Origin of the sequence: Halosimplex litoreum (assembly GCF_016065055.1) — an archaeon.
In the GTDB taxonomy this organism is placed as follows: Archaea; Halobacteriota; Halobacteria; order Halobacteriales; family Haloarculaceae; genus Halosimplex; species Halosimplex litoreum.
Genome location: NZ_CP065856.1, coordinates 2,752,588 through 2,775,738, shown reverse-complemented (window position 1 = coordinate 2,775,738; position 23,151 = coordinate 2,752,588). Strand labels below are relative to the sequence as shown.

At 71.0% G+C, this 23,151-nt stretch carries 18 protein-coding genes; 9 read left to right on the top strand and 9 right to left on the bottom strand.

Going from position 1 to position 23,151, the window contains the following annotated elements; all coding sequences use genetic code 11:
* Positions 1–36 precede the first annotated feature (36 nt).
* Complete coding sequence (locus tag I7X12_RS13695; RefSeq protein WP_198060624.1) at positions 37–1,182, bottom strand: enolase C-terminal domain-like protein; 1,146 nt, start codon at positions 1,180–1,182, stop codon at positions 37–39.
* Positions 1,183–1,335: 153 nt separating this feature from the next.
* Between I7X12_RS13695 and I7X12_RS13690 the strand changes: the two genes are divergently transcribed.
* The gene (locus tag I7X12_RS13690; RefSeq protein WP_198060623.1) at positions 1,336–1,959 is read left to right on the top strand and encodes a rubrerythrin family protein; all 624 of its coding nucleotides are present in this window, start codon (positions 1,336–1,338) and stop codon (positions 1,957–1,959) included.
* Between the two features lie 119 nt (positions 1,960–2,078).
* Positions 2,079–3,347 carry a hypothetical protein gene (locus I7X12_RS13685; protein ID WP_198060622.1) on the top strand — a complete coding sequence of 423 codons (1,269 nt, stop codon included), beginning with the start codon at positions 2,079–2,081 and terminating at the stop codon, positions 3,345–3,347.
* Positions 3,348–3,390: 43 nt separating this feature from the next.
* Here the strand turns inward: I7X12_RS13685 and I7X12_RS13680 are convergent, their stop codons facing one another.
* Positions 3,391–3,654, bottom strand: coding sequence for a hypothetical protein (locus I7X12_RS13680; protein WP_198060621.1), 264 nt, complete (start codon positions 3,652–3,654; stop codon positions 3,391–3,393).
* Positions 3,655–3,902: 248 nt separating this feature from the next.
* Here I7X12_RS13680 and uvrB point away from each other — a divergent pair, with 248 nt between their 5' ends.
* The 5 genes from uvrB (at position 3,903) to I7X12_RS13655 (ending at position 14,405) form a co-directional block, all read left to right on the top strand.
* Positions 3,903–5,966, top strand: coding sequence for an excinuclease ABC subunit UvrB (uvrB, locus tag I7X12_RS13675; RefSeq protein WP_198060620.1), 2,064 nt, complete (start codon positions 3,903–3,905; stop codon positions 5,964–5,966).
* A gap of 245 nt (positions 5,967–6,211) precedes the next feature.
* Positions 6,212–8,746, top strand: a complete 2,535-nt coding sequence (locus tag I7X12_RS13670) for a ribonucleoside-diphosphate reductase subunit alpha (RefSeq protein ID WP_198060619.1) — start codon at positions 6,212–6,214, stop codon at positions 8,744–8,746.
* Positions 8,747–8,783: 37 nt separating this feature from the next.
* Positions 8,784–9,779 (top strand): ribonucleotide-diphosphate reductase subunit beta, encoded by a 996-nt coding sequence (locus I7X12_RS13665; RefSeq protein WP_198060618.1) that lies wholly within the window; start codon positions 8,784–8,786, stop codon positions 9,777–9,779.
* Positions 9,780–9,966: 187 nt separating this feature from the next.
* A complete protein-coding gene (locus I7X12_RS13660; protein ID WP_198060617.1) occupies positions 9,967–11,556 on the top strand; it encodes an outer membrane protein assembly factor BamB family protein in 1,590 nt (529 codons plus the stop codon).
* 143 nt (positions 11,557–11,699) lie between these two features.
* A complete protein-coding gene (locus I7X12_RS13655) occupies positions 11,700–14,405 on the top strand; it encodes an outer membrane protein assembly factor BamB family protein (RefSeq protein ID WP_198060616.1) in 2,706 nt (901 codons plus the stop codon).
* Between the two features lie 158 nt (positions 14,406–14,563).
* Here the strand turns inward: I7X12_RS13655 and I7X12_RS13650 are convergent, their stop codons facing one another.
* Positions 14,564–15,376 carry an MOSC domain-containing protein gene (locus tag I7X12_RS13650; RefSeq protein WP_198060615.1) on the bottom strand — a complete coding sequence of 271 codons (813 nt, stop codon included), beginning with the start codon at positions 15,374–15,376 and terminating at the stop codon, positions 14,564–14,566.
* A gap of 88 nt (positions 15,377–15,464) precedes the next feature.
* The gene (locus I7X12_RS13645) at positions 15,465–16,109 is read right to left on the bottom strand and encodes a helix-turn-helix domain-containing protein (RefSeq protein ID WP_198060614.1); all 645 of its coding nucleotides are present in this window, start codon (positions 16,107–16,109) and stop codon (positions 15,465–15,467) included.
* A gap of 82 nt (positions 16,110–16,191) precedes the next feature.
* Here I7X12_RS13645 and I7X12_RS13640 point away from each other — a divergent pair, with 82 nt between their 5' ends.
* On the top strand, positions 16,192–17,133 hold the full coding sequence (locus I7X12_RS13640) for an alpha/beta fold hydrolase (RefSeq protein WP_198060613.1): 942 nt from the start codon (positions 16,192–16,194) through the stop codon (positions 17,131–17,133).
* Between the two features lie 25 nt (positions 17,134–17,158).
* The gene (locus I7X12_RS13635) at positions 17,159–18,010 is read left to right on the top strand and encodes an alpha/beta fold hydrolase (protein WP_198060612.1); all 852 of its coding nucleotides are present in this window, start codon (positions 17,159–17,161) and stop codon (positions 18,008–18,010) included.
* A 166-nt stretch (positions 18,011–18,176) separates the two neighbouring features.
* Here the strand turns inward: I7X12_RS13635 and I7X12_RS13630 are convergent, their stop codons facing one another.
* The 5 genes from I7X12_RS13630 to I7X12_RS13610 form a co-directional block, all read right to left on the bottom strand.
* Positions 18,177–19,496: a cobyrinic acid a,c-diamide synthase gene (locus tag I7X12_RS13630; protein WP_198060611.1), complete on the bottom strand. Its 1,320-nt coding sequence runs from the start codon at positions 19,494–19,496 to the stop codon at positions 18,177–18,179.
* The gene (locus I7X12_RS13625) at positions 19,493–20,332 is read right to left on the bottom strand and encodes a cobalt-precorrin-7 (C(5))-methyltransferase (protein WP_198060610.1); all 840 of its coding nucleotides are present in this window, start codon (positions 20,330–20,332) and stop codon (positions 19,493–19,495) included. The genes I7X12_RS13630 and I7X12_RS13625 overlap by 4 nt, the downstream gene beginning before the upstream one ends.
* A gap of 69 nt (positions 20,333–20,401) precedes the next feature.
* The gene (locus I7X12_RS13620) at positions 20,402–20,551 is read right to left on the bottom strand and encodes a hypothetical protein (protein ID WP_198060609.1); all 150 of its coding nucleotides are present in this window, start codon (positions 20,549–20,551) and stop codon (positions 20,402–20,404) included.
* Between the two features lie 84 nt (positions 20,552–20,635).
* Positions 20,636–21,007 carry a DUF5518 domain-containing protein gene (locus I7X12_RS13615; RefSeq protein ID WP_232342848.1) on the bottom strand — a complete coding sequence of 124 codons (372 nt, stop codon included), beginning with the start codon at positions 21,005–21,007 and terminating at the stop codon, positions 20,636–20,638.
* Positions 21,008–21,187: 180 nt separating this feature from the next.
* On the bottom strand, positions 21,188–23,098 hold the full coding sequence (locus tag I7X12_RS13610) for an excinuclease ABC subunit C (RefSeq protein WP_198060607.1): 1,911 nt from the start codon (positions 23,096–23,098) through the stop codon (positions 21,188–21,190).
* Positions 23,099–23,151: the final 53 nt, after the last annotated feature.

Below are 23,151 nucleotides of genomic sequence, written 5' to 3'. Positions count from 1 at the left end.
AAGTGTTTTCGGGTCCGCGAGCGGCCGTCGGGCCGTTCACCAGTCGGCGACGCTGCCGTCCTCCCGTCGGACGGTCGGGAGGTGGCTGCGCTCGTACTCGTACGACAGCGCGGCCTCGCGGTCGACGTCGACGCCCAGCCCCGGTTCGTCCGGAACGTCGAGCCCGCCGACGGACGACTCCAGCGTCGCACCGCCGGAGAACACGTCGCCGATGGGGTCGCCGTAGACCGCCTCGTGGTCGGTGAACTCCTGAACGCCGAAGTTCGGGACGGCGAGGTCGACGTGGACGCTCGCGGCCTGGCCGACCGGCGAGAGGTCGGGCGGCCCGTGGAAGGCCGTCTCGACGTAGTGGTGTTCGGCGACTGCCGCGAGCTTCCGCGCGGCCGTGATCCCCCCGACGTGCGAGAGGTCGACTCGTAGGAAATCGACCAACTCGTCCTCGATCAGCGGCCGCATCTCCCAGGGATTCGTGAACAGCTCCCCCATCGCCAGCGGTGCGGTCGTCGCCGCCCGCAGCTGCTCGAACGCGTCGCGATTCTCCGGTCGAAGGGGGTCTTCGAGGAAGTACAGGTCGGCGGCTTCGAGCCCGCTCGCGACGCGTCTGGCCTCCCGGGGGCTCGCCCGACCGTGGATGTCGACGATCAGTTCCGGGTCCGGTCCGAGCCGTTCGCGGACTTCGCCGACGCCGTCGATGACGCGGTCGAGGTTCAGGTACTCGCCCGCCGGGTCGCCGACGTTGACCCGGAAGTGGTCGAAGCCGCGCTCGGCCGCCGATTCGCAGTTGTCGACGATGGCGTCGATATCGTCGTCACCGCAGTGCGTGTAGGCGGTCGCCTGCTCGCGGGTGCGACCGCCGAGCAAGTCGTAGACCGGCGCGCCGGCCGCTTTGCCTTTCAGGTCCCACAGCGCCATGTCGACCCCGGAGAGTGCGCTGTTGAGCACCGGTCCGCCCCGCCAGTAGGTGCCCCGGAAGAGGGACTGCCAGACGTCTTCGACGCGGGCAGCGTCGCGCCCCTCCAGTTCGGGCGCGACGTGGTGGTCGAGTGTGGCCTCGACGGCCTTCTCACGGCCGTTGAGCGTTGCATCGCCCCAGCCGACGAGTCCGTCGGCCGTCTCGACGCGCACCAGCACGTAGTTTCGCCCCGGTCGCGTCGCCACGGCGTCGGCGTGTCTGATCTCCATACCGCCGTAACGGCCGATCGCTCCATGAAAGGGCGCCTCGCGGCGAGCCGTTCCGGGACGCGGCGCGGTCGACGAGCGGGCACAGCGGCCCCGGAACCGTCCGTCGCGACGGGAGGCGATGGTTACAAGCCGCCGCCAGCCGACGGGTCCGACATGGATTCACAGGAGTTCGCCGAGACGGTCCGCGAGGAGTCGGCGACGCCGCTGTCGCGGCTCGGCTCGTCGAAGGCGCTGTACGCCGACACCGAGGGCGAGATGGACGACGACGCCGTAACGGGTGCCGCGGCCGACCGTGCGCACTTCGCCGCCGAGCGCTTCGACGCCTGGGCCGACGAGGAGTCGGGCGAGGCGAGCGAGCTGTTCGCCGACGCCGCAGCGACCGAGCGTGACCACGCCGAGGCGGCCGCCGACGAGCGCGGCGAGTACGACCCCGGCGAGGAACCGGCGGTGGCCGCCCACCTCGAGGGTGTCTCCGGGACCACCGAGCGGCTCGGCGCGTTCGTCGGCTGGGCGCTGGCGGCAGGCAACAACGCCGACCAGGTCGTCGGCTACTTCGTCGGCCAGGCCAGCCCCCGCACCGCGAGCACGTTCCGTGCGTTCGGCGACGACTACGACGAGTACGTCGAGCGCGCGAGCGACCTGATCGCCGACACCTGCGAGAGCGCGGACGACCGGGACGACGCCGTCGCCGCCGCTACCGGCGCCATCGAGGCCGACTACGAGGACTACTTCGAGACGCTCGAGGAACTGGGCGTCAACCCGAAGCCGGTCTGTTAACTCCGCCTCGTCCCGCCCGCCTCGTTCCGTCTGTCTCCGTCGTTGGTGAGTGAACGCGCGGTCGACGCGTTCACGTCGTATGACCAACTATTTTTACGGAGGGAGTTCACGAGGGGCGTGTGCGTCGCGTCCTGGCGATGGTGTTGCTCGGCATGGTACTCGTCGCGGGCGTCGGAGCGCTGGGGGCGAAGACGGTCGACGCTCGCGACGGGCCTGCAGCGGTGCCGACGGGCGAGACGGGTGACACGTCCCCGCTCGGGAGCGGGGACGCCAGCGACGTGTTTCTCGAGAAGCTCGAACAGTTGGGCGTCTCGTCGGCCGGCGATATGGCCGACGGAGCCGGCGAGACGAGCGGGTCGAACGCCACCGGAGACGGTGACTCCGACTCCGGGACCGAGCCGTCGGCCGACGAGCCCGACGGCGTCGACGCGCTGGATTCCGACGGCGACGGGCTCGCCGACAGCCGGGAGCGGGAACTCGGCACCGACGTGTTCGACCCCGACACGGACGGCGACGGCCTCCTCGACGGACGCGAGATCGATCTCAGTACCGACCCGCTGAACCCCGACACCGACGGCGACGGCGTCTCGGACGCCAGAGAGCTCGAACGGGGGACGAGCCCGCGGTCGGTCGACGCCGACGCCGACGGGCTCACCGACGAGCGCGAACTCGACCTCGGCACCGACCCGTTCGACCCCGACACCGACGACGACGGTCTCGGCGACCGGCGCGAGGTCGCACTCGGGACCGACCCCACCGTCGCCGACACGGACGGCGACAGGCTCCTCGACGGCTGGGAGTACCGTGGGGAGACGCCGTCGGGCGCCCCTCTCCCCGAGAGCGACCCGCTGGCGATGGACCTGTACGTTCAGGTGGACTACGCCCGCGGCGTCGAAGCCCCCTCGCCCGCGTTCTACGACTTCGTCGAGTCCGAGTTCGCGGAGATGCCGGTCCGCGCGCGGACGGAGACTGGCATCGACGTCCACGTCCGCAGGGGCGGGCAGGTCAACGAAACCGTCGTCTTCACGGGCGAGAACTTCCAGACGATCAGGGCCGACCACTACCGCGACCGGCTGGGACCGCGCGCGGGCGCGTATCACCAGGTCGTCGTGACCCACTTCGCCGACGACGCCGTCGGCTACGGCTCGGTCGGCGGTCGGTTCGCGCTGGTCGACGCCGGGGCTGCGGACCCGACCCAGCGCCACGTCGTCGTCCACGAACTGCTTCACAACGTCGTCGGTCGTATCGACGCGCCGGGCGCCTGCCAGCACGACGCCCACCACTACTGCAAGGGCGGCTGGCTCACCCCCGAGATCACCCCCGGCGAGGACGAGTACCTCCCCGGCCCGCTCGCCGACGAGATCGAACGACAGGGCTTCCAGCCGTAGGGGAACCGCGGGGTCCACCCGACCGCACCACCGCGCCGCCGTCTCACCCTCGCGGCCGTGGTTGCGGTCGCGTCCCCACGTCGGGCTGAGCCTGCCCGGGCGCCGACAGTCCTACCTGCGGTGTCACGCCTTCGGGCAGTACGTACCACAGCCGGTCGTGGGGCACGAATCCGACCTGCTGGGGGTCGCCCGTGTCGTAGCGTTCCCGGTCCTGCTGAGTCTCGGTCCCGTACAGGACGAGTCCGTACTCGTTGACTTCGTACCTGGCACAGTCGACGACGGTCCCGTCGGTGCAGTACACCTGCATGCCCGCGCGTTAGAGCGCGACCCCGGTGAACCTGCGGCCGGCGTTCGCCGCTCGCACCTCCCGCGCCGCTCGCAATTGCGTGGTCCGCCCGTCGCTCACGGGCGCTTCGCGCCCGTTCGCGTTTCCGAGGCGCTCGCTTCGCTCGCGCCTCGCTGCTCGCGGGTCACTTCGTTCCCCGCTCGCAATTGCGTGGTCCTCACTGCGTTCGGACCACGCTTCTCAAGTCCGTCCGCCACTAGCCCCGAGTAATGAGCGACACCGAAGGCCCTCTCTCGCCGGACAGACCGGACGCCGAGAGCGACTTCCGGGTCGACGCCCCCTTCGACCCGGCGGGCGACCAGCCCGAGGCCATCGAAGGGCTCGCCGACGGCTTCCGACGGGGCATGGACGAACAGACACTGCTCGGCGTGACGGGGTCTGGCAAGACCAACACCGTCTCGTGGGTCGTCGAGGAGACCCAGATGCCGACGCTCGTGATCGCCCACAACAAGACCCTCGCCGCGCAGCTGTACGAGGAGTTCCGAGAGCTGTTCCCCGACAACGCCGTCGAGTACTTCGTCTCCTACTACGACTACTACCAGCCCGAGGCCTACGTCGAGCAGACCGACAAGTACATCGAGAAAGACGCCTCGATCAACGACGAGATCGATAGGCTGAGACACTCCGCGACCCGCTCGCTGCTGACCCGCGACGACGTGATCGTCGTCGCTTCCGTCTCCGCGATCTACGGGCTGGGCGACCCGCAGAACTACGTCGACATGAGCCTCGAACTGGCGGTCGGCCAGGAGATCGACCGCGACGAAGTCCTCAAGCGGCTGGTCGATCTGAACTACGAGCGCAACGACGTGGACTTCACCCAGGGCACCTTCCGGGTGCGCGGCGACACGCTCGAAATCTACCCGATGTACGGCCGCTACGCCGTCCGCGTGGAGTTCTGGGGGTCGGAGATCGACCGCATGCTCAAGGTCGACCCGCTGGAGGGTGAGGTGGAGTCGAGCGAGCCCGCCGTGCTCGTCCACCCGGCCGAACACTACTCGATCCCCGAACAGCGCCTCCAGCGTGCTATCGCGGAGATCGAGGAACTCAAAGAGGAACGAGTGCGCTACTTCGAGCGTAACGGGAACCACGTCGCCGCCCAGCGCATCGACGAGCGGACCACCTTCGACCTAGAGATGATGAAGGAGACGGGCTACTGCTCGGGCATCGAGAACTACTCGGTCCACCTCTCCGAACGGGAGAGCGGCGACGCGCCGTACACCCTGCTGGACTACTTCCCCGACGACTTCCTCACCGTCATCGACGAGTCCCACCAGACGATCCCCCAGATCAAAGGGCAGTTCGCCGGCGACCGCTCCCGGAAAGAGTCGCTGATCGACAACGGCTTTCGCCTCCCCACCGCCTACGACAACCGCCCGCTCACCTTCGAGGAGTTCGAGGAGAAGACGAACAGGACCCTCTACGTGAGCGCGACGCCCGCCGACTACGAACGGGAGCACAGCGAGCAGGTCGTCGAACAGATCGTCCGGCCGACCCACCTCGTCGATCCCGCCGTGGAGGTCTCGCCCGCCGAAGGACAGATCGACGACCTCCTGGACCGGATCGATGACCGCGTCGAGCGCGAGGAACGGGTCCTCGTCACGACGCTGACCAAGCGGATGGCCGAGGACCTCACGGAGTACCTGGAGGAGGCCGGCGTCGCCGTCGAGTACATGCACGACGAGACCGACACCCTCGAACGGCACGAACTCATACGCTCGCTCCGGCTGGGCGACATCGACGTGCTCGTCGGCATCAACCTCCTCCGGGAGGGGCTGGACATCCCCGAGGTCTCGCTGGTCGCGATCCTCGACGCCGACCAAGAGGGCTTTCTCCGCTCGGAGACCACGCTCGTTCAGACCATGGGCCGGGCCGCCCGCAACGTCAACGGCGAAGTCGTCCTCTACGCCGACGACCCCAGCGACGCCATGGAGTCGGCCATGGCCGAGACCAACCGCCGCCGCCGCATCCAGGAGGAGTACAACGAGGAACACGGCTTCGAGCCGACGACCATCGACAAGGAGATCGGCGAGTCCTCGCTGCCCGGGTCCAAGACCGACACCGACGGCGCCGCCTCGCTCGCCCCCGACGACGACGAGGAGGCCGCCCGCGCCATCGAACGGCTACAGGAGCGCATGGAGGACGCCGCCGACAACCTGGAGTTCGAACTCGCGGCGGACATCCGCGACCGCATCCACGAACTCCGCGAGGAGTACGACCTCGCCGGCGGCGACGACGAGGAGGGCGTCGTCCCCGAACCAGTCGACGAACTGTAACGGTTCGCGTCTCCGCTCGCGTCCGTCTCTTCTCGCGTCCTCTACCCGCCTCCGTCCGCCCCTCGTTGCACCCTGAACAACTGAACTTGTCTTAGTGAAAGCGTTGTTGGAAAGCTTTATTCGGGACGCGTCGGACAGGATAGAACGCACCGCGAGCGGCCGTATTCGGAGGTCTCGGGCGCGATCGCCCGGGTAGCCGAGCGGCCACGTGTGCCGCTTTGCCACCGAACAGTGGCGACACTACCATGAGTACGCTGACAGCGCAGTCGACGATCCGCTCCGTCCTGGAGCGCGCACGCACAGGCCACGAAGACATCATCGACGACGAGACTCTCGACGAGCTGGTCGAATCGGTCGAGCGGTCGCTGTACGACGGCGTCGACGCCGACGAGCGCGACGAGGGCATCGTCGGGGAGCTGACCGCCCGGATCGAACGGCACCCCGCCTACGACGACGCGGCCGCCCGCGTCGCCCGTCGGAAACACTTCCGCGCGGTCACCGGCGAGAACCCGCCGGGCGACGACTGGGCGCTCCCCGCCGACGCGGACGGTCGCGTCGCCGACGACGACGCGGGCGATCTGGACGACGACTACGCCGACGCCTACCGCGAGGCGTTCGTCGAGGGGATCGAGCAGGGAGTCCGCGCCGACATCGTCGACGAGCGGCTCCTGACCTACGACCTGGCGGAGATGGCCGCAGCCATCCGGCCCGAACGGGACGAACGGTTCGACTACATCGCCGTCGACACGCTCGCCCAGCGGTACTTCCTCGACGACGACGGCGACCCGCTGGAACTCCCCCAGGCGTTCTGGATGCGCGTCGCGATGGGGATCGCCCTGCGCGAGCCCGTCGACGACCGCGCCGAGCGCGCACGCGAGTTCTACGAACTGCTGTCGACACTGCGGTTCGTCCACTCCTCACCGACGCTGTTCCACGCCGGTACCACCCACCCGCAACTGGCCTCCTGTTACGTCACGACCGTGCCCGACGACCTGGAGGGCATCTTCGACGCCTACAAGTCCCACGCCAAGCTCTCGAAGTGGTCCGGCGGCCTGGGCACCGACTGGACGCCGGTGCGGGCCTCGGGCTCGCTCATCGAGTCGACCGGCGTCGAGTCGACGGGCACGGTGCCGTTCCTCAAGATCTCCAACGACGTGACCGCCGCGATCAACCGCTCGGGCAAGCGTCGCGGCGCCGCCTGCGCCTACATGGAGCCGTGGCACCTCGACTACCCCGACTTCCTCGACCTGAAGCGCAACACCGGCGACGAACGGCGGCGCACCCACGACATGAACACCGCCGCGTGGGTCCCCGACCTGTTCATGAAGCGCGTGCAGGCCGACGAGCAATGGACGCTGTTCTCGCCCGACGAGGTGCCCGGCCTGCACGAGGCCCACGGCGAGGAGTTCGCGGAACTCTATCGCGAGTACGAACGGAAGGCCGACGCGGGCGAACTCCGCCAGTACGAACGGGTCGACGCCGCGGATCTGTGGCGCGATACCCTCACTCGCCTCTTCGAGACCGGACATCCGTGGATCACGTTCAAGGACGCCTGCAACGTCCGCTCGCCCCAGGACCACGCCGGCACCATCCGCTCGTCGAACCTCTGTACGGAGATCACGCTCAACACCTCCACCGAGGAGACCGCGGTCTGTAACCTCGGGTCGATCAACCTCTCCGAGCACGTGACCGAGGAGGGCATTCAGCGCGCGAAGCTCGAATCGACCGTCGAGACGGCGATGCGGATGCTCGACAACGTGGTCGACTTGAACTTCTACCCGACCGACCGTTCGGCGGACTCGAACACGACTCACCGTCCCATCGGCCTCGGGATGATGGGCTTTCACGAGGCGCTGATCGAGCAGTCGATTCCGATGAACGCCGAGGACGCCGTCGAGTTCGCCGACGAAGTGACCGAGTTCGTCGCGTACAACGCGATCCTGACCTCCTCGAAGCTCGCCGCCGAGCGCGGGACCTACGACAGCTACGAGGGGTCGAAGTGGGACCGCGGCCTGCTCCCGCAGGACACCGTCGAGCTCCTGGAAGACGAGCGCGGCCGCGAGGTCGACGTCGAGGTCTCGGAGCGACTCGACTGGGACCGGGTGCGAGAGCACGTCGCCGAGCACGGCATGCGCAACTCCAATACGATGGCCGTCGCGCCCACCGCCACGATCTCGACCATCGCCGGCACCTCCGCCTCCATCGAGCCGCTCTATTCGAACCTCTACGTCAAGTCGAACATGAGCGGCGACTTCACGGTCGTCAACGACGACCTGGTCGCCGACCTCGAAGCCCGGGACCTCTGGACCGACGAGGTCCGCGACCGGATCAAGTTCCACGACGGCTCCGTCCAGGATATCACCGAGATCCCGGAGGATCTGCGGGAGCTGTACCGCACGGCCTTCGAGGTCGACCCGCGCCACCAGCTCCGATTGAGCGCGGCTCGCGGTGTCTGGATCGACCAGAGCCAAAGCCACAACGTCTTCTTCCCCGAGACCGACGGGAGTCTCCTCGCCGACGTGTACGAGACCGCCTGGGACCTCGGCCTGAAGACGACCTACTACCTGCGGACGCTGGGCGCCAGCCAGTTCGAGAAGTCCACGCTGGACATGAGCGAGTACGGCCGGACACAGACGAAAGACCGCGGCGGCGACGTGAGCGCGGACGGACCGGCCGGGAGCGACGGGACGGCCGAGGGCGACAGCGGAGCGGAGACGGACGGATCGACCGACAGCGACCTGCCGAGCGTCGAGGACCCGACCTGCGACGCCTGCCAGTGAGCACCGACCTGCGAGCGACCATCAGGAGCAACTCACGATGCCGATAACCTACACGACTGACGACGACACGCACGACCCGAACAAGATCCTGCCGATGGACTACGAGTGGGCCCGCGAGTACTACCAGTCGGGCGTCGCCAACAACTGGACGCCCGAGGAGATCCCCATGGGCGAGGACGCCAAACAGTACGAGGACGGCACGCTCAGCGAGGCCGAGAAGGACCTCGTGGAGTGGAACCTCGGCTTCTTCTCGACCGCCGAGTCGCTGACGGCCAACAACATCGTCCTCGCCGTCTACGACTACGTCACCGCGCCGGAGTGTCGCCAGTATCTCCTCCGGCAGGCCTACGAGGAGGCCGTCCACACCGACACGTTCATCTACTGCTGTGACTCGCTGGGGTTCGATCCGGAGTACCTCTACGGCATGTACGACCGCATCCCGGCCATCGAGGCGAAAGACGACTTCGTCGTCGACCTGACCCGCGTCGTCGACGACCCCGAGTTCACCATCGACGACGAGGCGGACGTGCGCGCCTTTCTCCGGGACCTGATCGGCTTCTACGTCGTCATGGAGGGCATCTTCTTTTACGCCGGCTTCGCGATGATGCTCGGGCTGAAACGCCAGAACAAACTCACGGGCATCGGCCAGCAGTTCGAGTACATCATGCGCGACGAGTCGCTGCACCTGGGCTTCGGCGTCGACCTGATCGACCAGATCCGGACCGAGACCGACGCCTGGACCGACGACTTCGAGGCGGAGATCGTCGAGCTGATCCGCGAGGCCGTCGAACTCGAGCAGCGCTACGCCCGCGAGGCCTGCCCCGACGAGGTCCTCGGGATGGGACCCGAGCAGTTCGCCGAGTACGTCGAGTACGTCGCCGACCGGCGCTGTTCGCAACTGGACCTGCCCGAGCAGTACGGGACGGACAACCCCTTCGAGTGGATGTCCGAGGCGGCCGACCTCGACAAGGAGAAGAACTTCTTCGAGACGCAGGTCACCGAGTACCAGAGCGGCGGCCAGCTAGAGTGGTAAGCGACGCCCCGGGACGGCCGGAGCGGCGACCCGGCGCGGCCCGGCCGCGACCCTGACCGGTCGCGGCCGATCCTGTGCCAACGGAAAGTTATTTCCCGAAAGTCGACAGTCCTCACGGCATGGAACGGGTTCAGGGCGAGCGACAGTGGGCGAACGGGCGATCGACCGACGCCGAGGGAGGCCGTCGATGAGCGACGACGGGCGACCCGGCAGGCGGCGGTTCCTCGGGGCGCTGGCGGGCGGTCTCGCGGGCGTGGGACTCCTGAACGGAGTCGCGAGCGGCGCGGACGCGGCGGGCGACGACCGAGCGGCGGCGGGCAGCGACGGCGTCGGGGCGACCGCGACGACCCACACCGAATGGCCGATGTTCGGGCAGAACGCGGTCCACCGCGGTGCGACGAACGACCAGGGACCGGTCGACGGCGTCCGGATCGGCTGGCGGACGGACCACGTCGCGGCGACAGCGCCGGCGCTCAAGGACAACCGTCTCGCGTTCGGGACGGACGACGGCATCGTCGCGGTCAGCGATCAGGACGGCGAGGGCGACTGGACGTTCGAGACCGAGACCCCGGTGAGCGGCTGTCCGGCCTTCTACGACGGGGACGTGTTCGCCGGCACCGAGGGCGGGACCGTGTACGCCGTCGACACCCGCAGCGCCGAACAGTCGTGGGCGGTGACGGTCGAGGGCGCCCCGGTGGCACCGTCGATCACCACCTCGATCGGCGACTCGGAGGTCCACGTGGGGACCGACGCCGGCTTCCTCTACGAGTTCGACCCGATACGGGGGCGGACGAACTGGGAGTACGAGGTCGGCGAGGCCGTCTCGACGGCGGTCGCCGCCTCGCGGGACACCGAGACGGCGTACGCCGTCACCGAGTCCGGGACCGTCCACGGCGTCGACATCGAGACCGGCCGCGAGCGCTGGACGGCGACCGTCCCGGGGAGCGTCGGCGGCTCGGTGGCTATCAAGGGGAACTTCCTCTACGTGGGGACCGACGCCGGGACCGTCTACGGGCTCGACTCCCGCAACGGGGACACCCGCTGGACGTACGGCGTCGACGGCGCCGTCTCCGCGACGCCCTCCTTCGAGAGCCGTCGGGCGTACGTCGCCACCGAGGCGGGGAGCCTCTACGCGGTCGGCGACCAGGACGGGGAGGAGATCTGGCGCGTCGACGTCGGGAGCCCGGTGCGAAGCGCGCCCGCCGTCGGCGACGCCGCCGTGTACGTCCCGACGACCGCTGGGGAAGTCGTCGCCTTCGACGGGCAGGGCAACGAACTGTGGCGGGCGCGACTGGGTGTCGGCACGCCGTCGCTGGCGGTTTCGGACACCGTCTACGCCGTCGGGGACGGCGTCACCGCCATCGCCGAGGGCGACGCGACGACGGTCGCCACGGAGACCCCGACGCCGACCGCGACGCCGACCGCTACGGCGACACAGACCGCCACGCCGACGGCGACGCCCGCGGTCACCGATACCGCGACCGCGACCGCCACGCCGACGGTCGCCGAAACCGCGGCCCCGGCCGCAACGCCCACGGCGACGCCGACCGCCACGCTCACGGCGACGCCGACCGTCACGCCCACGGCGACGCCGACCGCCACGGCCACGGCGACGCCGACCGGGGGTGGGGACGGCCAGAGCGACGACGGTAGCGCGGCGACGACGACCAGCGGTGATGGCTCGCTGCCAGTGTGGACGGCGCTGGCCGGCGTCGGTGGGCTGGCTGCACTGGGGCTCCGGCGGACCGGCGACGACGGGCCGGACGGCGACGCCTGACGGCGGTGACGACGGGACGAGTGCAATCCGGTGACGGCAGGGTAGGGACGACCCGGTGACGACAATCGGTCGCTTGCGCTCGCAAGCGGTGTGCGACAAGATATTTGACGGGCCCGGACGACTCCCCGGCAGAGGTCCGCTGGATGGACGATACGACCCCGCACTCAGACACGAGCGGTCCCGCACCGACGCGACGGCGCTTCCTCGCCGGCCTGACCGCGGCCGGCGCGGTCGGCTCGACGCTCTCCACTGTCGCCGGCGAACCGCCCTCGGCCGTCGGGAGCATGACGAACGCGACGGCCTCGCGGAACTGGCCGATGTTCGCGTACGATGCGGCAAACACCGGGTACAGTAGCGCGAGCGCGCCCGTCGACGGGATCGCGGTCCGCTGGGACCGCGCTATCGACGCGACCGGGGAGCCGACGTTCGACGACGTCAACGCGTACGTTCGGAGCACGGACGGCAGCCTGTACGCCCTCGACCGCGGCTCGGGCGAGACGCGATGGCGCTACGAGACCGACGGCGAGAGCGCCTCGCCGACCGCGGCGGCCGTCGCCGGCGGCACCGCGTTCATGGACGACGGCGCTGCGGTACTGGCCGTCCGAACCGGCTCTCAGCGCCGCTACTGGCGCACCGAACTCGACGGCGTCGTCTCCGCGCCGGTCACGGTCACCGACTCGCGGGTCCTCGCGGGCACCGACGCCGGCACGCTGTACTCGCTGAGTCGCGACGGCGGCGCCAACAGGTGGTCGTTCGACGCCGGCGAGTCGATCGCCGCCGCGCCGGCTCGCGGCGGCGACCGCGTCTTCGTCGCCGCCGCCGACGGGACCGTCTCCGCTCGCGACGCGACGAGCGGGAACAGCCGCTGGCAGTTCGAGGCCGACGCTCGCACGGAGGCGGTTCCACCGGTCGTCAGCGGCGACCGTGTGTACGTCGGTGACAGCGACGGGACGGTGTACGCGCTCGACAGAACCGACGGCCGGGTCCGCTGGCGGGTCGACCTGGACGGCGCCGTCGTCGGCGGGCCGACCGTCGCGCGCAACACGGTGTTCGTCCCGACGGCCGAGGGGACGCTCTACGCTCGCAACACGACTCGCGGGAGCGAGCGCTGGTCGGTCGACCTGGGCGCGCCGGCGAGTCGCAAACCGGTCGTCACCGACGACGCCGTCTACGTCGCGACCGCCGAGGACACCGTCTACGCGTACCCTCGTACGGGCGCTACCGAGGCCTGGCGGGCGGACCTGCCCGTCAACGACCCCTCGATATCGGTCGTCGACGACGTGGTCGCGGTCGTCGGCGACCTCTACGTGGCCGTCGAGAGCGGGCCGGAGACCGCGATCGACCGCGGGTCGTTCGACGCGGTGACGACGCGGTGGACGTACGCGACCGACGGGACCGCGACGGGGTCACCCGCGCTCACGGACGACGCACTCTACACCGCCGACGACGCGCGAGTCTGTCACGCGCTGGACCCGGCGGAGGGCGACGAACTGTGGCGCTACGAGGCCGACACCGACCTGACCGGCCCGGTCGCCGACGCCGACGGCGCCTACCTCGGGGCGGGCGACGGAACCGTTCGCGCGCTCGCCGCGGCCGACGGGTCCGAGCGGTGGTCCGTCGAGACCGACGACCCGGTGCCGACGGCGCCGGTCACGTGGTCGGACCTCGCCGTCGCTATGGACGCCGGCGGGCGGCTCTACGGAGTCGACCGCGCGGCGGGGACCGAACGGTGGACCGGCCGCATCGACAGCGGTGGGACCAGACCGGCCGTGGGCGGCGATCGGATCTACGCGAGTTCGCCCAGCGGCGTCGTCTCCGCGTTCGACGCCGCCACGGGCGAGGAACTGTGGGGCTTCCGCGTCCGCGAGAGCGCGGCCGTCGCGTCGCCGGCCGCGAGCGCCGACACCGTCTACGTCGGCGACCGCAACGGTCGGTTCTACGCGGTGAACGCCGAGCGCGACGACCGGAGCAGCGAGCGGTGGTCGGTCGAGCTGGACGGCGCCGTCAGGGCCGCCCCGACCGTGGCGGGTGACACCGTCTACGTCGGGACGGTCGCCGGGTCGCTGTACGCCTTCGACCTGGAAGGCAACGACCGATGGCAGGCGGAGGTCGGCACGGCGATCCGCGCCAAGCCCGGCGTCGCCGGCGACCTCGTGACCGTCGGCAGCGAGAACGAGAGTATCTACGCCTTCGACGCGGCCGACGGGAGCGAGCGGTGGGCCTACGACACCGCCGCGCCGCTGCGGACGACCGCCGCCTTCGGTAACGACACCGTCTACGTCGCCAGCGCCGAGGTCGCCGCGCTCGACCCGCCCAACACCGTCCAGACGCCCGCGCCGACGGCGACGCCGGGCGACCCCTCGACGCCGGCCGGCACGTCGACATCGACGCCGACGGATGGCGCCGACGGCACGCCGACGCCGACGGACACGCCCGCCGGAACGACGCCGACCGAGACGCCGACGGCGACGCCGAACGACGGCCCGGCCGGTGACACTCCGACCGCCACCCCGACCGGGACACCGGGGTCCACGACGGCGGCCGGCGACGCGACCACGCCGACCGACGCACCGACACCATCGCCGACGACCACCGGTGGCGGTGCAGACGGCGATGGCGAGAGTGGGGGCGGTGGGGGCGGTGGGGGCGGTGGCGGCCCGCTGGACGGACTCGATATCGAGCCCGACTGGCTCCCCTACGCCGGCGCCGGCGCGGTCGCCGCGGTCGCCGCCCTCGGCGCCGCCGTCAGACGCTTCGGCGGTGGCGGCAACGGCGGCACCGGCGGCACCGGCGGCAAGCAGGCCGACGCCCTGAACTGGGGCGGCGGTCTCGACGACGACGACAACTGACTCGGCGACGGATTTCTCACCGCTCGTGGTCTCCGAGCCGCCTACCGTCCCCAGCCGCTGCCACCCCGTCGCGGAACCGGTTCCGTATCGCGGATAGAGGTTTATCGAGGCGCGTGTGGCGAAGTCGACGAGTCGAGAGCGGACGGAGGATAGCGGCTTCAGGCCGCGTCAGCGGTCGGTTCGCGGTCGCAGGTGACCGAGTTTCCGACCGAGAGCGTCGCGGGGGCGCCGGGGACGCGGGTGTTGACCATCAGTCGGTAGAAGTGGTCGTACCAGTCGCGGTCGACCCACTCGGGCAGGGTCGCCCGGCGGCGCTCGATCAACCGCTCGCGGAAGCCGTCGTCGGCCTCGCCGGTCGTCGGGTCCCGTGTCGGGACGACGCAGCGCTGACAGGGGTTGACGCCGGCGAACGCGACGCCGCCGACGGAGAAGGGGACGGTCGACTCGCGATCTGCGTACAGTCGGTCCTCCCAGAAGGCGGGCGCGTCGACGACGAGGTTCGGGCGAAAGCGTCGCCGGAGTTCCGGGGCGTCGATCGCCGGTCGCCCCGACTCCCCGTCGAACCACTCGGCGGCGGCTTCGAGCGTGCCCGTCGAGACGAGCGTCGGCCCGCCGGCGTTCGTGTCGTCGGGATACCCCCGTTCGTCGTCGCGTCGGACGGTCACGTCGTAGCCCAGAAAGTCGCCGAACCACGCTTCGAGCCCGTCGCGGTCGGCGTCGGGGTCGAACCGGTCCCAGCCGTCGGTTCCCTCTTCGCGCAGGCGGAGTTCACCAGTCTCGAAGTCGAACTCGGAGCGGATGCGGTGGATCCGACGCTCGCTTTTCCCGTTGACGTAGTCGCCGTCGGCGTCGAACAGGGCGTACTCGCGGTCGGCCGCGATAGCGCCCGCGTCGGTCAGCCGGACCGACTGAACGGGTTCGGGGTCGAGCGACTTGACGGGGTAGACCCGGATCTCGGAGAGCGTGGGCATACCACACGTTGGCGCCGCCCGACCCTTCAGGTTGCGGTTGCCGCGACGCCTGCCGGCGACCGACGCCCGAGCGATCGTGCCGAGGCGGTCACGACTCGCCGACGAACGCCGTCAGAACCGTCGATTCCGCCCGCCGCAGGAGTTCGCCCGCCGTACTGGGTGCGCAGTCCAGTTCCGCCGCCACGTCGGTGACCGAGCCCGACCGGTCTACGTCGTAGTAGCCGACGGCGACGGCGGCTTCCAGCGCCTGCCGCTGGCGGTCGGTCAACCGCGCTGGCTCGGGCCAGCGGCGGAACTCGCGAACCCGGACCACCGCCGTGTCGAAAGCCGCGTCCAGGTCCCCGTAGAACTCCGAAACGGCGGCCGGTTCGCCGACCGCTTCGAACCGCGCGACGCCCGACGCCCGGAACGAAAGTGGCGGCACGAAGGCGACTCGCGAGCCGGCGACCGCTTCCAGCGCGTCGTCGGGGAGTTCGTACTCGGACTGACGGACGAACGCGTAGGTTCCGTCGTCGGCGGCGACCAGCTGCGTCCCCGTCGCCGAGTCGACCGCGTCGAGCACTTCCTCCACCGCCGACGGTTCCCCGTCGAACCAGACGAGCGCCGTCACGTCGGCCGTCGGCCCCCAGATCAGCACGTCGGCCCGCGTCGCCGGCCCCTCGTCCGCCAGTCGCCGGTGGATCGGGTGAGCCGCCTCGGGTGGGTACGTCGTCTCGAAGGTGACCTGCCGCATCGGTCGCCGCTTCCATCTGCATATAAAAGACCGTACTGATCCGGGACAACGGCCGAGGGTCCAGCGTGATTACGATCGATCGATGAGCCAGTCGACCCCCGCGGAGCGCACCGACGGGACCGACACCGCGTCGTCGGACGGTGGCGAGACCGGCGCCGCGCCGACGGCGGCCGACACCGGCGACGAGCCGCGAACGGTCGAATACGGGACGACAGGACGAGAGTTAGCGTACGCCGAGTACGGGACGGCCGACGGCGAGCCGGCCGTCTTCCTCCACGGGACGCCGGGCTCGCGGCGGCTGAGCGCGCTCCTCGACGACGCCGCGCGTGAGGCCGGCGTCCGCCTGCTCGCCCCGGATCGGCCGGGGTTCGGCGAGTCCTCGGACTGGCCGGGACGGGGGCCGGCCGACGCGGCCGCGTGGTTCGAACCGCTGCTCGCGGACGCCGGGGTCGAGCGGGCGCGCGTCGTCGCGTTCTCCGGCGGCGCCGCCGACGCGCTCGCGCTCGGGTCGGAACGGCCGGATCTGGTCGGCCGGCTCGACCTCGTCTCGGGGGCCGCGCCGCCGTCGGTCGCCACCGAGACGCCGCCGCTCCAGCGCCTCCTGGGCCGACTGGCGGCGACGACGCCGCGGCTCCTCAGGGCGGCTCTCCGGGCGCAGGTCCGACTGGCCGAGCGGAGCGGACCGTCGACCGTGCTCGCGCAGTACACCGACGACCCCGGAGACGTTTCGGCCGACGCGGCCGAACTCGTTCGCGCGGACTTCCTCGAAGCCCTCGGTCGCTCGCGCGACGGCGCGGTCACCGAACTCGTCTGGGTCGGCGAGGGCTGGGGCGTCTCGCCGACGGACGTGGCGGTACCGGTCCGCCTGTGGCACGGCAGCGACGACGCGAACGTCCCGTTGGAAGACGCCGAACGCCTGCGGGACCGACTGCCCGACGCCGACGTGACCGTCCTCGACGGCGACCACCTGATGACGCTGCTAGACGCTCGAGTTCGCGTGTTCGATATCGCGCCGCGGGATTGATTGGTCCGGCGGGCGACCGGACCGTATGGTCGAGGCAAGTCACGAGACGGCCGTCGTCGACGGCTATCGGGTTCACTACCTGGCCGCCGGCGACCCGGCGGATCCGCCGCTCGTCCTCCTGCACGGCGGGATCGTCGACGCGGCGAGCGTGAGCTGGGGTGCCGTCCTCGGCCCGCTCGCACGCGACTATCGCGTGGTCGCGCCCGACCTCCTGGGGTACGGTCGCAGCGCCAAGCCCGACGTGACCTACTCGCTGGACACCCACGTCGAGGTGGTCGAGGCGTTCGTCGAGACGGTCGGCCTCGACCGGCCCGCGGTCGCCGGCATCTCGATGGGCGGCGGCGCCGCGCTGGGACTCGCACTCCGGTCGCCTGCGCGCGTCGACAGGCTCGTCCTGCTCGACAGCTACGGGCTCGGGACCGAACTCCCCAACGGCGGGCTCACGCGTCTGCTGTCGAAACAGGGGGTGACCAACAGGCTCGCTATCGCGTTGATGCGGCGCAGTCGGGGGTTCACGAAGGCCAGCCTGGGGACCATCGTCCACGACACCGATCGCCTCTCGGCGGAGGCAGTCGACGCCGTCTGGGAAGAGGCCAAGCGCCCCGGCGTCGGGAAGGCCTACCGGAGCTTTCGCGCCGCGGAAGTCGGCCCCGATGGCTACCGGACGGATTTCACCGGCCGCCTCGACGGCCTCGACACCCCGACGCTGCTACTCCACGGCGAGTGCGACGAGGTGTTCCCCTACCACTGGAGCGATCGGGCGGCCGCCCGCATCCCCGACGCGGAGTTCCAGCTCCTCGAGGACTGCGCTCACTGGGCGCCCCGCGAGCGACCGGACGCCGTCGTCGACCTGATCGGCGAGTTCGTCCCGCGATAGCCACTCGTCTCCAGCGAAATTCCCGATCCAGCCCGCCGAGCGACCGCTTCGCCGGCGTTCTCGCACGTGCTTCGAGCGGTCCGATCGGATTTATAAATTGCATTTCGCGATACAAAATGGAGTTGCGCGGGGAACGGGGGCCGTCGACCGGGCCTGAGAGAAACGGCTACAGCGCGTCGAGGAAGGCGTCGACGGCGCCGCTCTCGGGGTGGCAGTGGCAGTAGGTGCCGAGCGTCCGGTGTTCGGTGAGGCCGTCGCGACCGTCGGCGATGCCCTCGCCGCGTTCCACGTCGAAGGCGAAGCGGGCGTCGCCGGCGGGGTCGGCCGTCGAGTAGTGGAACTCGTGGCCTCGGCGACGCTCGCCCGCCGCTGCGGTGAGGGTGTCGGTCCGCGCACGCAGCTCGACGTGGTCCAGCGCCTGATACCGGTCGCGCATCGCCACGTCGGCGGGCAGGACGCCGGCCATCTCGTGGGTCGTCCCCTCCGTCGTCGTCAGCGACTCCGAGAGGGCCATCAGCCCGCCGCACTCGCCGAAGACGGGGAGACCGTCGGCGGCGCGGTCGGCCAGCGTGTCGAGTGCGGGGCTCTCGGCGAGGGCGGCGGCGTGGTTCTCGGGGTAGCCGCCGGGGAGGTAGACGCCGTCGCAGTCGGGGAGGGCCTCGCCGTCGGCGGGCGCGAACGGGACGAGTTCGCCCCGCTCGCGGATCCGTTCGAGCGTCGCCGGGTAGGCGAAGCAGAAGGCATCGTCGCGCGCGACGGCGACGCGGGGGCGGTCGCCGTCGCCACGCTCGGGTTGCGCCGCGGTGAACCCCTGGTCGTCCGGTTCGGCCGGTTCCCGGGCCACTTCGCGCAGCCGGTCGACTCGGAGGTGTGCGGCGGCGGCGTCCACCGCGCCCTCGTCGAGCGGCGATTCGCCGCCCATGTGGAGGCCGAGGTGTCGGTCCGGGATGTCGAGGTCGTCGTCGGGTGCGATCCGGCCGACGTAGGTCAGGTCCTCGGGCAGCGCCTCCCGGATCCCCTCGGCGTGTCGGCCGCCGTGGGCGCGCTGGGCGATCACGCCCGTCAGGTCGATGTCCCGACCGGCGTGGGACGCGTACTCGCGGAAGCCGACGGCGGTGGCGGCGACGCTCTCCATCCCCGCCTCGGCGTCGACGACGAGGACGACGGGCAGGTCGAGCGTCTCGGCGACCATCGCCGTCGAGGAGGCGTCGCCGTCGTACAGCCCCATGACACCCTCGACGACGCAGACGTCGCCCTCACCGCGGTAGTAGTTGCGCCGGAGGCCGTCCTCGCCCTGGAGCCAGCGGTCGAGCGTCCGCGAACGGCGACCGGCGACGCGCTCGTGGTGGCTCGGGTCGATGAAGTCGGGGCCGGCCTTGGCCGGCTGAACGGCGACGCCCTCGCGGTCGAGGGCGCGGACGACGGCGAGCGTCGCGACGGTCTTGCCGACGCCGGAACTCGTCCCGCCGAGGACCAGGCCCTTCATTCGTCGCGGCCTCCCGTTCGCCCCGGCTCGGGGTCGTCGGCCCGGACGACCAGCACCGACAGATCCGAAAAGGGCGTGTCGTCGGGGCCGTCGCCGCCCGCGTGGGCCGCCAGTTCGCCGAGCGTGGCCCGCGTCACCGCTTCGTCGGCGTGGGTGAGTCGCTCGCAGACGAGCGCGGTGAGGGCCGGGTCGGCGCCGGCGTCGCACAGGTCGGCGGCCACGTCCCCGGGCATCAGGTCGTAGGGTCGCGGGAGCACGAGCAGGTGGCGGTCGCCGACCGCGGCCCGCAGTCGCTCGCGGGCGGCGGTCAGGTCGCCGCGCCTGTGGAGCGTGACGAACGTCGCGTCCTCGATCGGCGTCCGGGCACGGCTCGCGGCGACCTGGACCGCGGAGATCCCCGGCACGACCTCGACCGGATCGTCGACGGCCCGTTCGACGCGACCGAGGAACTGGTACCCCGAGACGTTGGGGTCGCCCATCAACACCGCCGTCCCCGCGGCGCCGTCGGCGACGCGGTCGGCGAACGCGGCCAGCGTCTCACCCTGGTCGTCGTAACCGCAGGCGAAGACGTCGCCGTCGATCCGGTCGCGGACGTAGTCGACGACGGTCTCGAACCCGACGACCGCGTCGGCCTCGCGGATCGCCCGCTCGCCCCGCGGGGTGAGGTACTCGAGGCTCCCGGGACCGATCCCGACCGCGTGGACGGGGTTCGCGGCGGTCGCCCGATCGGCGTCGTGCGGTCGGCGCTCGGTCTCGACGACCCGCCGTTCGGGCGCCGCGGCGGCGAGGGCGTCCGGCGGACGGTCCGCCGCGTCGGTCGAGGGTGGGTCTGTCACGGTATCGGGTCCACGGGGGGCGCCCCGTTGACCGTTTCGGACGGGCGGGGACCCGCTCGGTCGGCGCCGTCAGTAGATCCGCCGCGTGAAGAAGACGAGAAGTCCCAAGACGAGCAGACCAACCCCCCAGTAGAGCGACGGGTACGGGAGGAATTCGAGCAGGAGCGTGACGACGCCGGAACTGATGAGCGACCACCCGAGGGTCGTTCGATACGCCATGGAGGGTCGTCGGCGACCGCGCCGATAGTTACCCGCCGGCTTCGCGCGTAGCGCGAGCCTACCGGTCGACGGCAACCAGCGGCCTCAGGCGCTCGCGGTCGGCGGGCTCTCCCGACCGAGCACCCCGCAGATCCAGGCGCCGACGACGCCGCCGATCAGCCCCGGGATCGCTGCAATGCAGAGGACGACGGCACTGAAGACGGCGAACAGCAGTCCGGTCGCGGGCGCGAACGACCACGCCTCGGCGAAACTTTCGGCGGTGGCGAGTATCCCCGGAGCCATCCAGACGTAGCCGGCCAGGCCGCCGATCACGCCGGCCCTGAGACTCGCAGCGCTCACGTCGGCCGAGTACCGGCGGGCGAGGAAGCCGGCGACCACTCCACCGACGACGACCATGTTGAACGAAAACGAGTCGCTCGCGCCGGAACTCCAGTAAGCGGCGAGCGTGAGTGGCATCGATATCACGCCGCCGACGAGGGCGTACTGCCACGTCCGCGAGAGCGAACCGGGGAGGGGGCCTGAATCGGGACCAGATCGGGACATAGCGGTTCGGTCGACAGTTCCGGCGGCGGCGTAATAAATCACGTGTCGCCTGGCGGGCGCGGCTCCGGCGGGCGCGGCTCCGTCGGGCGGCGCTCACAGCCGCTCGGCGAGCGTCCCGGCGGTCTTGGCCCCGACGCCGTCGACGCGCTCCAGTTCCTCGCGGGAGGCCGACCGGACGTTCTCGATGCTGCCGAACCGCCGGAGGAGCCGCTTGCGCGTCTCGGGGCCCACGCCGTCGATGTCGTCCAGCACGGTGGAGACGTCGTCCCGAAGGGTCTGGTGGTACTGGACGGCGAAGCGGTGGGCCTCGTCGCGGGCGCGCTGGAGGAGATGCAGGTGGCCGGCGTCGTCCGGCCAGTCGTACACCCCTGTGGGAGTCACGACCAGTTCCTCGTCTTTGGCGAGGGCGATCGCGGGCACGTCCCAGCCCGCGGCCGCGAGCGCGTCGCGCGCAGCGCCCAGTTGGCCCTCACCGCCGTCGATGAGCAGCAGGTCGGGGTCGGGCCGGTCGTCACGGCCGTCCACGGCGCGGTCGGCGCGCCACCGAACCAGCGACCGCATGTTCGCGTAGTCGTCGTTCTCGTCGGTCAGCTTCTTCCGTCGGTAGTCGGCCTTCGCGGGTTCGCCGTCGACGACGGTCACGTCGCTGCCGACCGCCGACCGTCCCTGGGCGTGGCTCACGTCGAAGCCCTCGATCCGCTCGACCCGCGAGTCCAGACCGAGCGCGTCGGCCAGCGCCCGCCCCTCGTCGTCCCTTCGGTCCCGGCGGCGGGCGTTCTTCAGCGCCAAGTCGACCAGCGTCGCCTCGCGGCCGGCACCGGGCACCCGCAGGGCGACGCCCTCCCGCTCCAGCCACGCCTCCAGGTCGGCGTCGTCGGGGTGGTCCGAACAGAGGACGGCGTCGGGCAGCTCGCGCTCGGCGTAGAACTGGGTGATAAAGGCCGCCAACACCGCACCGGCGCGTTCGCCCGCCGGCGCGTCGAGCGTGTGGCGCTCGCGGTCGACAAGCTTGCCGTCCTCGCTGTGCAGGCGCGCGACCGTCGCGGTCTCGCCCTCGACGGCGACGCCGAGCACGTCCACCGCCCGCTCGCGCTCGGCGTCCTCGTGGCGGCCCTCGTTCGCCACCGCGTCGCCGGCCTCGCCGTGGATCGCTTCGACCGCGTCCAGCCGGTCGCGGCAGTTCGCCGCCCGCTCGAACTCCCGGTCGCCCGCCGCGGCCTCCATCTCGCGGCGGATCGGGTCCGCCAGCGCCCCCGTCTCCCCCTCGAAGAACCGCTCGACCGCCTCGGCGTCGCCCACGTAGGCCTCGCCGTCCACGTCGGTCTCGGGGACGCAGGGACCCGAACAGAGGCCGATGTCGTGGTCGAGACACGGCCGGTCGCGGTTTTCGAACTTGTGGTCCGAACAGCCCCGCAGGCCGTAGGTCTCGCGGACGGCCTTGACCACGGTCTCCAGGCGGCCCTTGTCGGTGAACGGGCCGAAGACGGTCGCGCCCGGAGCGGGGTCGCGGGTGATCTCGATCCGGGGAAACTCGTGAGCGGTCAGCTGGACCAGCGGGTAGGACTTGTCGTCTTTCAGCCGGACGTTGTACCGCGGCCGATGCCGTTTGATCAGGTTCGCTTCGAGGAGGAGGGCCTGGGTCTCCGTGTCGGTGACCGCCACCTCGACGGACTCGGCCGCGGCGACCATCCGCCGGATGCGCTCGCTGCGCGGGTCGGCGTACGACCGCACGCGACTCCGCAGGTTCACCGCTTTCCCGACGTAGAGGACCCGTTCGTAGGAGTCCGTCTCGGCGAGGTCGGCGTCGGCTCCGACGGACTCGGCGTCGGCCGGATCGCCGCCGTCACCGTCGGCCACGCCCGACCCGCGGGACTCGCGGCTTCGCCGCTCGTCAGTTCCGTGGCCTCGCTTCGCTCGGCCGCGCGATTCGCGGGCGAGGAACTGGTAGACGCCGGGCTCGGCGGGCAACTCGCCGGCTCGGTCCCGGACCGCGTCGGGATCCATCGCTCGTCGGTAGCGACTCGGCGGATTTGAACCCTGCGTCCGCGGGGTGGGTG